This is a genomic window from Oribacterium sp. NK2B42, from assembly GCF_000424445.1.
Lineage (GTDB): Bacteria > Bacillota > Clostridia > Lachnospirales > Lachnospiraceae > Oribacterium.
Genome location: NZ_AUJX01000011.1, coordinates 15,361 through 30,671, shown reverse-complemented (window position 1 = coordinate 30,671; position 15,311 = coordinate 15,361). Strand labels below are relative to the sequence as shown.

The window sequence follows — 15,311 nt, the reverse complement described above, 5'->3', positions numbered from 1 at the left end:
ATGTATGGAGCAACAAGATAAAGACAACCTGTTATCATATCTTCATGAAATAGCTCCTTCAGCTGAGGCGAGTTTTATGATTCCCCAGGAGGCTGTATTTGAGGAATGCGTGAAGATGAACTGCTTCTATTGTGGCAAATATGGGCGGAATTGGAGATGTCCTCCTAATCTTCCAGACATTGATTATCCAAGAATGTTCGGGGAGTATGATGATGGACTATTTGTATGGTTCACTTTCGATGTGAAGGACAAGGTTCAATTTGAGAGTATCAGGACTGAATCAAGTGTTACTCTTCATAAAACGCTTTTACAGCTCGAAAAGTGGTTCTATAACCACAACATGTCGACTGCTATTTCCTTTGGGGCTGGATCATGCAAACTTTGTAAGGGTGGCTGTGGGAAAGACAGATGCAATAATCCGTATATGTCGCGCAGCCCATTGGAAGCAACTGGAGTGAACATAGTTAAAACAGCAAAGAAGTTTGGAATAGATATAACATTTCCAACGGAGGAGAAACTAATGAGACTTGGACTTATTATGTGGCAGAACGCCGAAACTAAAATGGGGGGGTATGACATATGAAGTATATTTTTATGGTAGCTGGAAAAGGAACACGTTTGCAACCCCTTACGCTAAAGCATCCTAAGTCAATGTATAAACTTGATGAGGATACGACACTTCTTCAGAGGATGGTTGCTCTAATTAAAAAGCATGATAGTGAAGCAGATATTGTAATTGTAACAGGGCATATGCACAGGGCGATAGAGGAACAAGTATCGGGAGTGACGTTTGTTTATAATCCGTTTTATGAAGCCACAAATTCCATTGCCTCTCTTTGGTTTGCAAGGGAGCATATGGATGCTGATAATATCGTTCTTATTGATGGTGATATCGTTATGGAAGATGAGCTGATAAGAGATGTTTTGTGTAAGCCTGTTGATAGAGCTACAGTCCTTGTTGACAGTTCTATCAAGACTGACGGAGATTACAATGTAGAAGTATCCGGTGATCAGGTGCTTGTTATGAGCAAGGATCTCACATCATATTTTGGAGAATATGCAGGGGTCACAAAACTGGATCATGATAGCTCATTATTGATGAGAACTGAACTTGAAAGCATGGTTGAGGAAGGCTTTTATGATCAGTGGTATGAGAATGCTTTGGTACAGCTGATCTTCAAGCATGATTTCAGACTCTACTATAAGGATATTTCAAACTATGATTGGACGGAAGTTGATTCTGTAAATGATTTACTTATGGCAAAGCAGATTCATATGAAAGAAAAGACAAACTGAAGGATGTGACCCTCGAGCACATTGGTACCGTGTATCAATGTGGTACAGTTTAGGTCAAATTAAGATTCATTCAAATTGACATTACATAAACTTAGTATACTGAAATCTATGAGGTTATACAAACAGAGTGATTTTTATGTAGAGGAACGAAAAAAGGGTACACTAAATAAACCTTTCGATAAAGTAAGGTTCCAGACCATGGGTGTGTTTAGATTTATGTAACAGTATAAAAAAGAGCAACTTATGTAGGCATTGTTTTCCTATTTCTCATGTGTTTGCGGAGTTTACCTATTTTCTTATCACGTTTGTATTTCCTTCTGGGTTGAATCTGGGATTTTGAGTGAGTGGCATCATCGAGGAGTATATCGAGGTCGGACATCTCAGAAATACCAACAACAAGTTTGATGAAGAGTGTTCTCATCCTGCCGATTATAAATGTTCTGTTTGCTTGATAATTGAATTTATTTTTCGGTCTGTTTTTATTTTTTATCTCTTTATCAGCATCGGCTTTGACAAGTGCTGAAAGATTTGTCAAAAGGAGTGTTATGAAAAATTCCTGCATCATGGAATTAGGTGTAGCTGAAGAAAATTCTTCAAGCAGACTGGTGATTTTGAGCTCGTAATACTTTTTCTCGCAGGTCCAACGCAGAAAATAAAGCTCACGGAACATCGTTGGAGTGATCTCTTCGTCGAAGATGTTTGTGGCAAGGTATTCAATCTCGCCGGTATCCAGCTTAACAGCGATTACGCGCACACGGATATCGTCAGTTCCTTCATCCGGATCACCATGCAAAGTGTCGAATCCTTCGTAAGCATCAGATTTAGAAGGCTTAAGGTTTTTAGCAATACAGAGGGACTGCTTGAGCCGCATCACACAAATATGACCGTGTTCTACACAGTAACGGAACATATTCTCGGAATAATAACCCCGGTCGAATATGATGATGGATTCATTGTAGATATCAAGTTCCTCCAGTTCTTTCATGTGAAGTAAAGCCTGTGATCTCTCGGAAGCAAGGTAACGTGAGAACGTGGCATGAATGATATAATCATCAAGTACGTCATAAACTATTGAAGTAAGTGCTTGAGTGAACTTACGGTCTGTATTATGATGATCGAACATTTCGCCAAAGTGGTCGAAGTTATCTTTGGAATTTGGGAGTTCCGTTTTCGAACCATCAATGGCGAAAATGTGGTATTTATGGCACAGCTTCCTCTCTTTAAGATTGGCATAAAAGATTTTTGAGGAGAGGGAGAACAGTTCGAGGAACAGCATATAGCTGATCCCTTTTCTGGCACGGGATATGGCCTGTTTGGTGACTTTTGTCGGGAATGAAGTCACATTGCAAAGCATATCCCGGACATCCGAGATGCTGCCTTGCAGTGCACTCTTGCCGTTATAGAGCAGGAAGTAGATCATATTTAGCATTGAAAGCTTGCGCTTCCGGACGAAGAACTTCGAAGCTCTGTAGGCTTCAAGTGTTTCCGGTGAGGAGATCAGCTCCGTGACCGAAGAAACAATCAGTTTACAGATATCGAGCTTTTGCATAAAGCACCTCCAATCAGAAAAGAAGTTGTGATGTCTCACAACGGAGACTAAACATATGCCTTATCTGATTGGCCGATTTCGCTACTTCTAAAATACGATAAGTAGCGAAAGCGGCCGCAGGTTTTGGTGTATTTGTCAAGTGCTTTATGAAAGTATGAAATATTAAATTTCTATGAGAAAAGAAAAAACCCCAGAGCAAAAGCTTCAGGGTTGATAGCTACGATATTAAATTTAAAAAATCAAGTAATTTCAAGGGGTTTTGAGCATAATTTGACAACATTGGTGCCTGTCAGTGCGCCCTGCTAAGGGCGCTTCATATAGCGGATTGTAAACGTCCGCCCGATAAGCTGTAAGTCGCAGCATCGGAAGCGAGTCTTGTGTGTGGCATGGTAACGTGCTACACGAAGCGTAGACAGCATGGTTGCAGGGATAGTGATTGAGCACCGAAAGACTATAAATCCAAAGGACGACGTAGTTGACAGTACGGAAGTCGATATATCTGCCTTCGTTATGGCGAGATGGCAGATGCTTTGGCGGTGTCGGAAGGAGCTATTCATGTAATACAAAGAAGGAGTGTCAACAGGGGAGAACCCATAGACTCCGTTCCTAGTGTGAGGGGATGGAATATCGAACGACCAAAAAGGGAGAACGGTAAATGGTCTATAGGTAGTCGAGGTCCGAATAGTACCGATGAAGGTATGAACACATAAATACCGGAGGGAAGTCGAGAGTGGGCTGTTCCTCACAGCCCTGACCTGCGAGACAATATCAAAGAGGAAACATTTGCTACACGCAGAGGTGTGCTTCTCCATACACAGAGATGGAAGAAAGAAGAGAAAACAAATGGAAACGAAATTGGCGAGAATAGCGGAATTATCTGCGCAAAATCCTAAGATGGTGTTTACATCCATCGGACATTTGATTGATGTCAATTTCCTAAGGGATTTCCACATGATGATGGACGGAGAAAAAGCCGTAGGTATCGATGGGATAACCAAAGAGGATTACGGTAGAAATCTGGATGCAAACCTTGTTGATTTCACTGATTTATATGCATTATGTTTTGCTATGGTGGTTCAAGGAGAGAATACAGCCGAAGTTGAGAGGATACAGCGGTATCATAGTCTATGCTGATGACTTTGTAGTTTGTTTTCAGCACAAGGATGAAGCTGAGAAATTTTATGAGCGACTGAAACGTAGGATGGGAAACTTTGGACTATGTCTCGAGGAAGAGAAAAGCCGTCTGATTGAGTTTGGAAAATTTGCGGAGGACAACTGCCGTAATCGAGGAACAAAACCGGAAACTTTTACTTTCTTGGGCTTTACACACTACTGTTCCAAAAGCAAGAACGGAAAGTTCAGAGTTAAGAGGAAAACCAGCAGGAAGAAATTCAGCAAGAAGCTGAAGGAAATCCATAGAAAGATTGGCGAGATGCGATTACTCAAGACTAAGGACATCGTGAAGAAATTGAACGAAATCTTGGTTGGTTACTTTCATTACTACGGGATTACAGACAACTTGCGAAGTATTAAATCTTTTAGGTATGAGGTTGTTAAGAGTCTATTTTATTGGCTCAACAGAAGAAGTCAGAAGAAAAGCTATTCATGGAATAGTTTCTTACATATGCTTGACTCCTGCTACCCTTTAGCCAAAGCGAAAATATACGTAAGTATCTATGCGCAGTGATACACGAATGATTAGTTTCGTAAAGAGCCGGATGCGGAAAAGCCGCACGTCCGGAATTCTGTGAGGGGCAGAGGGAGCAATCCCCCTGTCTACTCGACCCATTAAAGAGAATTCAGAGAATAAGAAAAAATTTGTGAAATGATTAACGGTAGAATCAGAAAGTGTAGTTAAAGAGATAATAATATGTTGCAAAAGAAGAAAGTTTATATTGAGTATATAAGGTGTCTTGCTTGTGCATTGGTAATATTTAATCATTTGTCTGGATATACATTGTATCAGGTTTCTCATGGCTGGAAACAGTTCATGTACATGAGTTTAACAATGTTTACTCGAATAAATGTTCCGCTTTTTTTTATGATAAGCGGGGCGTTATTATTCGAAAAAGAAGAGAGCATTAATCTAGTATTAAAAAAACGGGCATTGCGGATTTTCTTAGACATAGTGATATTTCAATTTCTTATGTTTATGCTTAATCATGTTGAAGCAATACGTGATGGATGGGATTTTGATTACTCGGTAGGAAACTATATTAGAATGCTAATTACCAATGGTATTAGGGGGGCTTATGCATACTGGTATATGTATTCCTACTTAGGAGTATTGTTGGTTCTGCCATTTATGCAACGAATTTGCAAAAAGCTAACTGACCACGAGGTGTGGTGGTTGATATTTTTACATTTTATCAATGCATCTTTATTGGCGTTTGTAAATGTTGTTATTGAGAATAAAGGCGGTAAGCCTATAATTTTTACAACAAAGTTGGAAGTCCCTTTTGCTTTTGTTAATTGTTTTTTCTTTCCAATAGTTGGCTACTATTTAGATCATGCTATTGATATTAAGAGAATTAAGAATATTCATTTAGTTACGGGTGGGGTGGTGTCACTCGTATGTATTTTTTTGGAGAACGTGTGTACTTATGTCGATGCTAGAACATATGGCAAGTATTCACAAGGCTATGTGCAGATGTTCGATTATGTTTTAGCTATATATATATTTATTTTAGTGAAGCACATATGTATTAATTACAAAGCATTAGAAAACAATCGAATTTCAAGAGTGGTTTGTTTTATTGGATCCTTAACTATGGGAATATATCTCATTGACCCATGCTTAAAAATGACAATATATCCTATTATTGAAAAGTATGCGGAACCTATTATGCCGACAATGATTGTTTCTTTCATATGGATAATTATAAGTATTTTATTAGGAGGAACAATCACACTAATAATAAAACACACTCCTGTAGTTAAAAAACTACTTTGATAATTAGTGGGGCTTATATATGCAAAGTAATAACTATTATAGGTTCCATATATAATAGTAGTTGTTTATTGATGGTTTTATAAATCCACAAAACCAAAAGATAGATTAGAAGAAGCTGTGCAATTCAATAGTTATATATTCATTTTTTGTTTTCTTCCAATTACATTAATTTTATATTTTCTTTCAAACAAGGTTTTGCCGTAAGTAGTAAAACTTACGTATCCTTGAGCCCGTGGCGTATTCATGAAACAATGACACTTAAACAGATTGCAGTGTGAAAAGTTTCTAAAGTGTGAAAAGTGTCGAAACTTTACACACTTTACGCACTGATAATACCGAGGTGAATAATAAATGTATAGTGCCCGGTTGAAACATTAAAGACGATTTGCAATGAAACTAAGATAATACAAGTATTATGAAACAAGTTTATCACTTAGATGATTATCTGAAACATGAAGAAAACAAGATATTAAAGGATAGAATTCTCTACCTGTCTCTATCTCTCCGTCCGGCATCAACGTTGATAATCTGCATTTTTTTGACAGTTACTACTGCAATACATTGCATTATTCTGATGATTCGTAATCCGGCTACATCAGTTACTTACAACATAGCATTTGCAATCCTCACAGGTGTTGTAGCATCGGGGTTGGTATCGATTGCTGTAGAACTTGCAGCGAACTACCGGCATAATTATCAACGATTATTGGTTCTTCACGAATATCTTCCCACATTGGTGCCTGTCACCATAAAAATTTTATAAATTTTTGTTTTGGGCTATTGACGAAGGAATTGCTTTGATATAGAATCCGAAAAATAGTATAATTTAGAATAGATTTACTTTTGGATGACGTTATGAATAAAACAACAGATGAATCAGTTATGAGTGAAAGGAACGTAAGATGGAAATGAGTACATATGAGGCAACTGTTTCTATGATTCGGGATCTTCCTGATAATGAGTTGTTACTCGTTAAAGAATTTATTAAGCGTATCACATCAAAAGATGAGATTAGGAAGGAAATGTATAATCCATATAAACCCTTAACCAGAGAAGAAGTAATAGAACAATTGTCTATTGCAAAAAAACACGCTGATGAAGGCAGAGTCATGGAAGGACATAGGGCATCTTCAAATATTAGGGAAAAGTACGGATTATGATTGGGAACTATAGAGTAATCGTAACTGATGATGTACAAAATGACTTAGATAATTTTGTATATTATCTTCTTGTAGAAAAACTAAATGAACAGGCAGCAAAAGCTTTGCTTGATGACTATGATGCCTCAATTGATAGATTGTCTGAGGTGGCTGGTTCTCTTAAACATCTTGAGGATCCGGAGTTATCAGAATATAGAAAATTGAGACTAACAAAGCATGATTATTATTTTCTTTACCGTGTCGTGGGAAATAATGCAATAGTTGATAGAATGTTTCATGATCTGCAAGACTTGGATAAAGCAATGAAGGCTTAAGGAAAACGAAAATGAATATAAGAGACAGAATTTTTCAAAAGCTAACTGAGATGAATATGACCCAGAAGGAGTTTGCAAATAAAACCGGTATTCCTGAGACAACAGTTAGTGACTGGAAGAAGAAAAAGACAAACCCGACATCAGATAAGATCCTTGTAATATGTAAGGTCCTTAACGTTACACCGGAATGGCTTTTGAGTGGTATTGAAGTGAATGGGACAAGGAGTAATCCGGCTTCGATCATTGCTGTTGATGTTGGAACAGATGCAGGGGAATTACTTGCTAACTATAATTCTTGCGATGCAGCAATGCAGGCCAGGATACTGGGGTATGCTCAGGCTATGTCAAAGATGATGAAAGAGAAAAAAGAGGGAAAACAGTGATTTGATGATTCTTAAACCAAGATTTTTTGCAGTCAGAATCCGTATAGTAGGAGAAATATGAGCAGAAAGAAGAGAATATGGTATCCGGGGGCATCCTACCATGTGATGAGCAGAGGAAACAGGAGAACAGTTTTGTTTAAGGATGCCTCGGATTATATACGTTTTTTGGGTTGTATAGAATCGTCAAAAGAACGGTATGGATTCAAAGTGCATTCAATATGTCTCATGACTAATCACTTTCACATGATCATAGAGACTGAAAAGACTGATCTTTCTAAGATAATGCAGAAGATACTGCATCCTTACAGCATGGATTTTAATCATAAGTACGATTTTACAGGTCATTTATTTGAAAGCAGGTATACATCGTGTCTTATAGAGGATGAAAGGTATTTTCTGGAAGTTAGCAGATATATCCATCTGAATCCCGTGAAAGCGCAGATGGTGAGAGGACCACTTGATTATGAGTACAGCAGTTACGGTTTATATGTTGATGGAAAACATGAAAGGAAACGGAAGACGGATGTGATGATAGATGAGTTAGTAGATACCGGAAGGGTGCTGGATTGTTTCAGGAACAACAGCAGGGAACAGTACCGCATGTTCGTAGAGGGGAAGATATCCCATGCAGAGCAGGAAATGCTGATACAGAAGGACATGAAGGAAGATGACATGTGGCTTCCATGGTGAGTGATGCCAGCATCCAAAAGATAAATATGCCGGAAAAACGACAAAGGAATAATAACAAAGAAGGAACTTGAAAATGGCAATAGTAGTAAAAAGTATGGCAACCTCCGGCGTTGACGGTTTTATGGTAGAGATAGAGGCAAGTACTATAAGAGGTCAGCAGCAGGGGATGTTCATAATAGGCCTTCCTGACCAGGCGATAAAAGAGGCAGGGGAAAGGATACAGGCGGCAATAGAGTCCTGTGGTTATGACATACCAAAGGATAAGGTTATCATAAGCCTGGCACCCGGTGATAAAAAGAAGAGAGGATCACATTTTGACCTTGGGATGATCATTGCCCTTCTGTATCAGACAGACCAGATAGCACCAAAGAATCTTAACGAATATGCCTTTATAGGTGAGCTCTCCCTGGACGGGAGGATAAGGCCCTGTACAGGCGTTCTTTCTATGATAACAGAAGCAAGAAAATGCGGTGTAAGTTCAGTCATTGTTCCTTATGGAAACAGACAGGAAGCAGAATCTGTTTCCGGGATCAATATTTATCCTGTGAGCACTCTTTCGGATACAGTAAAGCTTTTGGAGAGTGGAGTGCTCATGGATTCCGGGGCAAATGATAAGGATTCATCCGGGGGAATGGAAGGATCAAACAGAGATGCATCAAACCTGACTGATACAGAATCTGCCGGAATAGGCATGGATTTTTCTGACGTTAAAGGGCAGGATGAACTCATTGAAGCGATCATGCTTGGTGCTGCGGGAGGTCATAACATTCTGATGATAGGTGAGCCTGGCTGCGGCAAGACCATGATAGCCCAGCGTATCCCCACTATCCTTCCGAGGATGACAGAGAAGGAGTCATTGGAAGTGACAAAGATACACAGTATTTCCGGATTGCTGGATGCAGGGGAGGGACTCATTAAAATGCGCCCCTTCCGTGCACCCCATCATAATGTCTCGCTCAATGCCTTGATCGGTGGCGGAAGCTATGCACAGCCCGGTGAGGTGTCGTTGTCGCATAACGGTGTCCTGTTTCTTGATGAGCTTGCAGAGTTTTCACGAAGCACTCTTGACGCCCTGCGACAACCTATGGAAGATAAGCGGGTCACGATCTCCAGAGTGAACGGTACTAATTCATATCCTGCTAACTTCATGTTTGTTGCGGCCATGAATCCCTGCCCCTGTGGATACTATCCTTCAAAGAAGTGTCGCTGCACAGATTATGAGATAATCCACTATCGTGGCAAGATATCGGGACCGATCCTTGAAAGGATAGACATACAGAAGAGTGTTGCACATGTAGATTACTTTGACCTTGACAGTCAAAAGAGTAGTTTTACATCGGCTCAGTTAAGGGAAAAGGTCGAGAAAGCAAGGAAGATACAACAGGAAAGATTCAGGAATGATGATCAGGTGAACTGCAATGCCCAGATGACCACCACCATGATCCAAAAGTACTGCAAGCTTAATGAGGAGTGCACAGGAATCCTGAAAAGGGCAAGTGAGAAATTCGGCTACAGTGCCAGAGTCATACATAAGCTTCTGAGACTTGCCAGGACATCGGCAGATCTTGATGGCTCAGAAAATATAAGACGGGAAGATATAGTAAGGGTACTTGGCTGCCGTGACCTTGATGTCTCCAGCAGCCAGATGTATGCCATAGCGTAGGAAATGAAAGAAGTGGATAAAGAAAAAACAGTAAAATACATAATGCTCACAATAATGGAAGGTTTAGGACCGGTATTTGACAACTCAATTTTAAATATATGTGGCGATATCACCGCCTGCTTTTCAATTTCGGATGAAGATATTCTTCAGTGCGCGGCGAAAAGCATTATCGCGAAAAGAAAGGTAAAAGCATTTCTCGATCAAAGGAATGACCGCTTTATCCGGGATTCTGCAGAGGAAATACTTTCAAGAGCAGATGCCTCCGGTATAGATATAGTGACATATGAAGACATCCGGTATCCCGAACGCTTCAAAGGCTTATTGGATGTCCCGGTGCTCCTGTATGTCAAAGGCAGACTCCGGATAAATGAATACGTTGATTCTGTCGGCATAGTCGGCGCCAGGAGATGTACTCAGGAAGGAAAAGAAAAATCCATCATCACAGCCGAAAAAACAGTAAAGAATAATTCGGCAATAATCAGCGGTATGGCAAAAGGCATTGACTCCTACGCCCACACCGCAGCCATAAAAGGAAACGGCTACACCATAGCAGTACTCGGCAGCGGCGCAGACATATGCTACCCAAAAGAGCATGAAAAACTCTACGAAGAGATCATCAAAACCGGCTGCGTGCTTTCAGAATATCCCCCCGGAATCACGCCAAAAAACTTTTATTTCCCCATGCGTAACCGCCTGATAGCGGCGCTGTCGGATAAGCTGTTTGTAATAGATGCAGGCAGAAACAGTGGAACGAGATCCACGATAGAAAGCGGAGAAAGGTATGGGAGGGAGATAGAGGTGGTGGCGTGATTCCGAGGAAGAGTACAGGAACGTTCCAAATAAGAGATAGCTCATGTGCTCAAAGAAAAGTGCAATGTGATATACTGTAGCCATGTGAAGCATTCACAACGAGAAAAGCGATATCATGCTTACGGATGGACAAGCACAGGTTGGTATGTGATGATTTGGTATTGCTATAGGGGAGATTCTCTCCGTATCATCGGAGGACGCAAATTGAAATGAATGATACAGAGAATACACAAGATTATGTGTGCTCAATAAGCCCTACAGAGTTTGAAGAGTTCTGCATGGAACTATTGAAGAGCTATGCAATCGAAGAAGGGTTGAAAGAATTTAGTATTGATCACAATGTAAAAATGGAAGCAGCTGATGGTACTTATCAAATTGATATCTACTCTAGGTTTACAGCAGTCGGGGTTCAATTCCGTGTTCTATGTGAATGCAAACAATATACTTCACCTGTAAAACGCGAAAGAGTAGAACTGCTCGAAAGCCGTTTGAAGAGTTTAGGTATGCATAAGGGAATCTTGCTTTCAACGAGTGGATTCCAGAGTGGGGCTATTCAATTTGCAAAAGCGCATGGCATTGCACTTATTCAGGTTTATGATCAAAGCTGCCATAAAGTTTCACACAGTGCGGGAGTCGAAGTTGCAACAGATGACAAGGACCCGATAAAGTACATAGAGGACCACTGGCCACCTTATCGTGCTTTTTGCTTTACAGAACGAACAGAAGAGCCAACAGTATTGTTTCCGACAACTGAAATTGTAAATAAAATCTACGCAGAAGCAAATAAATTGTTAATGGAACAGTATGGATTTGAAGTTCCTTTATCCAAAGACATGTGTTCAGAAAATAATGATTATCAGAACAAAGCCTAAGGATAGTTGTGCACACTCCACTGCTCATCATGCACACGATTTGATCATAATGATTGACGGAATTCGCATGACTCTCGTATAATGGTCAATGGGGATTAAGATTATGAAGATTATTTCTTACGATCCGCTTTGGAAGAAGCTGGTTGATGCAAAAATCAACCGTACGGAACTGGCTGAGAAGGCAGGCTTCTCCATGGGGACTATCACAAAGATGGGAAAGAACGATCCAGTAGGGCTGGATGTGATCCTCAAAATCTGCAACTACCTGGACTGCGGGATTGAGGACGTTGTGAGTATCTAAGCCGTGGACCAGTAAATCTCGACCTCTCCACCATCACTGCCCATTTGATGGAGAGAGCAAGATCCTGCCACTGTCTGGAGGTCGTGGGGTGCGCCACAGATAAGACGAGGGACACAAAGACCAGATGGTGAACTGGAGTAGCAAAGGCAGCCAAGGCTGGATGAAAGACCCGGGTGGCGGAGCCATGGTTTCAGTGTGATTGTAGAGGGCGGATAATGTCCATCCTGTTTCTAGATTGAAGAATTACAGGTTATGCCACATTCAAATTTAATCATGAAGCATAAATCTATAGTGCTTTTGTGACATATGAAGCATAGAGGTGATACACATTGATTTTATCCGATAACGAAACGAAACTTGATCTTCTTAATAACCAGGCTATCGCTAAGACCATTGTGTCTATCATCCGGGATAGTAAAGAATCTGTTTCTATCGGTGTTCATGGTGACTGGGGTGCCGGCAAATCCAGTATTCTGGTGATGGTAGAGGATCTGTTGAATCCAAAGCACTCTGAGGATGATACAGATCCAAAGGATTCTGATGAAGATGACTTTGACTGGGATGAGTGGGAAGCAGAGGACCCAGAGGGTGCAGCAGAAGATGAAACCGGATTATCCATTTCAGGTTGCATAACGGTTCGATTCAACAGCTGGCAGTATCAGGGGTTTGAAGATGCAAAGATTGCTTTGATGAGTGCTATCGTTAAGGAGCTTCAAAAAGAAGCAAAGGTATTTTATAAGAATCATCCCGTTAAAGGTGGTTTCAAGAAACTCAAAGAAACATGTAAGAATATCTGGAAGAACATTGATAAACTCAGTTTGGTAAAGAATGCAGCAAAGATTGGTGTGTCTTTAGCTACGGGGACCGCACCTCTAGCGCTTCTTAATATAGGAGAGGAGCAAGTAAAGAAAATCCTCACAGATGAATCAGAGCGAAATGATCTCATCAGCAAAGCAGGGGCATTATTAAAACCTTCATCTTCCGAGACTTCTAGCTATAAAGAGATGGCGGATTTCCGCGCAAATTACAAAGAACTTTTTAAGGCTGCACATATTGAAAAATTGGTTGTGCTTATCGATGATCTCGATCGTTGTTTGCCTAAGGTAACAATTGAAACCTTGGAAGCTGTCAGGATGTTTCTCTCTATGGAAAACACAGTTTTCATCATTGCTACTGATGACGAGATGATTCGCTATTCGGTCAAGGAGTATTTTCCTCGTGTGATTGAAAAAGAGGGTGAAGAAAACGGTGATGCAATAGACTATAGCCGTTTCTCTGACAAATACCTGGAGAAACTAATACAAGTCCCTTTCCATATCCCTCGTATAGGTACTACTGAAGCACAACTTTATGTTCTTATGTTGTTTATTGAATCTCAGATAGGGGAGTCTGAGGAATTAAAGGCTCTTGCGAATGTTGTAATAAAAAAGCTGAGCAAGCCTTGGGCATTGGAACAGATAACAACTGAAGAAATTAAGGAAAAACTTGGGTCATACTATGATAATGTAGTTGATAAGATTTGGATTGCAAAAAACATAGATCAGTTTCTTGCGGAACATACTGGTGGAAATCCAAGAAACATCAAGCGCTTTGTAAATATGCTGCTCTTAAGGACTGAGGTGGCACGAAATAGAGGGTTCGATGAGAACGATTTGGAAATTGCAATACTCGCTAAGCTGATGCTGGTTGAACAGTATGAGTATGATTTTTACAAGGCAATAGCTGAAGAACTCAGAGAGGATGGAAGTTGTCCTGCATTTGACGCTATAGTAGAGCAAGAAGAGCCCGGAAAAACAAAAGAAGAAGGACAGTCGGAAGCCAGATTAATAGTTGATTCTGAAAAAAAGAAAAAAGATAAAGTTGCTAAACAATCAGAAGCTGATGCAACTAAGGCCGAAGTGCCAGAATACAGGAATGAAAAATTCGGACAGAGGCTGGCAGAGGAGACAATTAAAAAATGGTTAGAATCTGAGCCATCTCTTGCAGGAAAAGACTTGAGACCATATTTCTTTGCATGTACAGAGAAAGAAGATTTCTTCTTTAGCACACAAGAGGAGCGCCTGAGGGAACTAATATATGCCGTTCGTTCAGGAAAGTTTACGACCGGGAGCAAAGGTGAGGAGATAAAAAAACTTGATAATACAGATGCTCTGTATATTTTCAAGAAGATATCAGATGAAATATTTAGAAAGATAAAGCTGACCCAGAGAATACCAAAGATAGTTGAAGGACTACGTATATTTGTTAAGTACAGACCAGAGCTGCAATCAGCTTTGACCGATTTTCTTCTAACGCTACCTATTGATAAGATAGGAGTCTGGGCTATAAGTGGATGGGAAGAATGTATTCCTAAGACATCGGCTTCTAAATCAAAATTGGAGGAATTTGTCAGAAAGGTACAGGAGCAAACGAAGGACCAATTCGTTAAGAGCGCTGCCACAAATGCATTGAGGTAATAGACCATGGGGACATCGACAAGAAACAGTGGGCAAAGTGGTCATAACCCTTTGATTCCAACATGGTTAGAAGGGGATCCAATTCCCGCAACTCCCGGTCAGGTAGCAGCAAATCCACAAACTGTACCTGATAGCACACAGTTACCTACGCGGCCTGATAGTCAGCCAATTCCTTCCGAAGCAGATCCAAATCGATTTAGAGGACCTAGAACGTCATTTACGCATTTCGTTTCTGGTGGTGGACGAAATGGGAACTCAATGAGAAATGGTGTTTCACATTATGTCAGCAGATCACTTGGTGGCAGTTCAAATGCGACTAAGCGACTCGGTTCATCCAGAACAAGCACAGCTCGCCTGTATGGGATTCTTCACACACTATCAGAACCAGGTGGATTTCAACAAGTTGCACAGCTTCTTTCGCTAGATACCCTTCAAGGACTTCGCGCTAAGGAGTTCTTCATCCGTCTGGCTAGATTTGTGTGCCCAGATGGTGGCACAGAGGATGAGGGTATATCAAGATCCGCCTACTATGATGTTGTAGCTGATAATCCAGAAATGATGGGAAAACCAATTGAGAATTTGACAAAAGATGAGATTGATTCTATAAATCAACGATATATGTCTAAGGTCGTAATGCAGCAGATTATGAATGGCATTGCTAATAATGCAATCAGGTTTTCTGAATCACTAGATGAAATTGCCCATATTGAAGAGAAAGTAGAGCAATTAATAGATCAAAGTGTTTCTGATGCATGTGCTGAGATGAAACAGGAAAATATAGAGATGACTAACGAACGAGCAAAGGAGATAACAGATAGTATTTATCAGAGAGTCTTTGAAATCCTGGAAGGAGTAGGTGACTGA

The 15,311-nt window shown here is 40.4% G+C and carries 16 protein-coding genes; 15 read left to right on the top strand and 1 reads right to left on the bottom strand.

Translation table 11 applies throughout. From position 1 onward, the window contains the following. The first annotated feature begins 4 nt into the window (after positions 1 to 4). Complete coding sequence (locus tag G625_RS18600; protein WP_049895753.1) at positions 5 to 583, top strand: DUF2284 domain-containing protein; 579 nt, start codon at positions 5 to 7, stop codon at positions 581 to 583. Beyond that, the gene (locus tag G625_RS0105930) at positions 580 to 1,296 is read left to right on the top strand and encodes a phosphocholine cytidylyltransferase family protein (protein ID WP_029200383.1); all 717 of its coding nucleotides are present in this window, start codon (positions 580 to 582) and stop codon (positions 1,294 to 1,296) included. The genes G625_RS18600 and G625_RS0105930 overlap by 4 nt, the downstream gene beginning before the upstream one ends. Before the next feature lie 241 nt (positions 1,297 to 1,537). Here the strand turns inward: G625_RS0105930 and G625_RS18595 are convergent, their stop codons facing one another. Further along, positions 1,538 to 2,845 (bottom strand): IS4 family transposase, encoded by a 1,308-nt coding sequence (locus G625_RS18595; RefSeq protein ID WP_044931801.1) that lies wholly within the window; start codon positions 2,843 to 2,845, stop codon positions 1,538 to 1,540. Between the two features lie 843 nt (positions 2,846 to 3,688). Between G625_RS18595 and G625_RS23310 the strand changes: the two genes are divergently transcribed. The 13 genes from G625_RS23310 to qatB all read left to right on the top strand — a co-directional run bounded on the left by G625_RS23310 (position 3,689) and on the right by qatB (position 15,311). Continuing rightward, positions 3,689 to 3,979, top strand: a complete 291-nt coding sequence (locus G625_RS23310; protein WP_049895752.1) for a hypothetical protein — start codon at positions 3,689 to 3,691, stop codon at positions 3,977 to 3,979. Next, positions 3,945 to 4,532 (top strand): reverse transcriptase domain-containing protein, encoded by a 588-nt coding sequence (locus tag G625_RS18590; protein WP_330364995.1) that lies wholly within the window; start codon positions 3,945 to 3,947, stop codon positions 4,530 to 4,532. Before G625_RS23310 ends, G625_RS18590 begins: the two co-directional genes overlap by 35 nt. Before the next feature lie 183 nt (positions 4,533 to 4,715). Then, positions 4,716 to 5,798 (top strand): acyltransferase, encoded by a 1,083-nt coding sequence (locus G625_RS0105910; RefSeq protein ID WP_029200381.1) that lies wholly within the window; start codon positions 4,716 to 4,718, stop codon positions 5,796 to 5,798. 902 nt (positions 5,799 to 6,700) lie between these two features. Then, complete coding sequence (locus tag G625_RS0105905) at positions 6,701 to 6,958, top strand: hypothetical protein (RefSeq protein ID WP_029200380.1); 258 nt, start codon at positions 6,701 to 6,703, stop codon at positions 6,956 to 6,958. Further along, a complete protein-coding gene (locus G625_RS0105900) occupies positions 6,955 to 7,272 on the top strand; it encodes a type II toxin-antitoxin system RelE/ParE family toxin (RefSeq protein ID WP_044931798.1) in 318 nt (105 codons plus the stop codon). Before G625_RS0105905 ends, G625_RS0105900 begins: the two co-directional genes overlap by 4 nt. 11 nt (positions 7,273 to 7,283) lie before the next feature. Continuing rightward, positions 7,284 to 7,655: a helix-turn-helix domain-containing protein gene (locus G625_RS0105895; protein WP_029200378.1), complete on the top strand. Its 372-nt coding sequence runs from the start codon at positions 7,284 to 7,286 to the stop codon at positions 7,653 to 7,655. Positions 7,656 to 7,712: 57 nt separating this feature from the next. Then, positions 7,713 to 8,345, top strand: coding sequence for an REP-associated tyrosine transposase (locus G625_RS0105890; RefSeq protein ID WP_029200377.1), 633 nt, complete (start codon positions 7,713 to 7,715; stop codon positions 8,343 to 8,345). A 73-nt stretch (positions 8,346 to 8,418) separates the two neighbouring features. Next, complete coding sequence (locus G625_RS0105885) at positions 8,419 to 10,008, top strand: YifB family Mg chelatase-like AAA ATPase (RefSeq protein ID WP_029200376.1); 1,590 nt, start codon at positions 8,419 to 8,421, stop codon at positions 10,006 to 10,008. 12 nt (positions 10,009 to 10,020) lie between these two features. After that, complete coding sequence (locus G625_RS18585) at positions 10,021 to 10,818, top strand: DNA-processing protein DprA (protein WP_049895751.1); 798 nt, start codon at positions 10,021 to 10,023, stop codon at positions 10,816 to 10,818. A gap of 209 nt (positions 10,819 to 11,027) precedes the next feature. Then, positions 11,028 to 11,690 carry a restriction endonuclease gene (locus G625_RS18580; RefSeq protein WP_049895750.1) on the top strand — a complete coding sequence of 221 codons (663 nt, stop codon included), beginning with the start codon at positions 11,028 to 11,030 and terminating at the stop codon, positions 11,688 to 11,690. Between the two features lie 103 nt (positions 11,691 to 11,793). Next, positions 11,794 to 11,991, top strand: a complete 198-nt coding sequence (locus G625_RS0105870; protein WP_029200375.1) for a helix-turn-helix domain-containing protein — start codon at positions 11,794 to 11,796, stop codon at positions 11,989 to 11,991. Positions 11,992 to 12,320: 329 nt separating this feature from the next. Continuing rightward, entirely contained in the window at positions 12,321 to 14,447 is a 2,127-nt protein-coding gene (qatA, locus tag G625_RS0105865; protein ID WP_029200374.1) for a Qat anti-phage system ATPase QatA, read from the top strand. A 258-nt stretch (positions 14,448 to 14,705) separates the two neighbouring features. Next, on the top strand, positions 14,706 to 15,311 hold the full coding sequence (gene qatB / locus G625_RS0105860; protein ID WP_198014868.1) for a Qat anti-phage system associated protein QatB: 606 nt from the start codon (positions 14,706 to 14,708) through the stop codon (positions 15,309 to 15,311).

Bases quoted from the DNA above. Each gene is read 5' to 3' on its own strand.
- G625_RS0105895 (WP_029200378.1), top strand. From the start codon at position 7,284: ATGAATATAAGAGACAGAATTTTTCAAAAGCTAACTGAGATGAATATG.
- G625_RS0105900 (WP_044931798.1), top strand. From the start codon at position 6,955: ATGATTGGGAACTATAGAGTAATCGTAACTGATGATGTACAAAATGAC.
- G625_RS18600 (WP_049895753.1), top strand. From the start codon at position 5: ATGGAGCAACAAGATAAAGACAACCTGTTATCATATCTTCATGAAATA.
- qatB (WP_198014868.1), top strand. From the start codon at position 14,706: ATGAGAAATGGTGTTTCACATTATGTCAGCAGATCACTTGGTGGCAGT.
- G625_RS0105905 (WP_029200380.1), top strand. From the start codon at position 6,701: ATGGAAATGAGTACATATGAGGCAACTGTTTCTATGATTCGGGATCTT.
- G625_RS18595 (WP_044931801.1), bottom strand. From the start codon at position 2,845: ATGCAAAAGCTCGATATCTGTAAACTGATTGTTTCTTCGGTCACGGAG.
- G625_RS0105890 (WP_029200377.1), top strand. From the start codon at position 7,713: ATGAGCAGAAAGAAGAGAATATGGTATCCGGGGGCATCCTACCATGTG.
- G625_RS0105930 (WP_029200383.1), top strand. From the start codon at position 580: ATGAAGTATATTTTTATGGTAGCTGGAAAAGGAACACGTTTGCAACCC.
- G625_RS18580 (WP_049895750.1), top strand. From the start codon at position 11,028: ATGAATGATACAGAGAATACACAAGATTATGTGTGCTCAATAAGCCCT.
- G625_RS23310 (WP_049895752.1), top strand. From the start codon at position 3,689: ATGGAAACGAAATTGGCGAGAATAGCGGAATTATCTGCGCAAAATCCT.
- G625_RS0105885 (WP_029200376.1), top strand. From the start codon at position 8,419: ATGGCAATAGTAGTAAAAAGTATGGCAACCTCCGGCGTTGACGGTTTT.
- G625_RS0105910 (WP_029200381.1), top strand. From the start codon at position 4,716: ATGTTGCAAAAGAAGAAAGTTTATATTGAGTATATAAGGTGTCTTGCT.
- G625_RS0105870 (WP_029200375.1), top strand. From the start codon at position 11,794: ATGAAGATTATTTCTTACGATCCGCTTTGGAAGAAGCTGGTTGATGCA.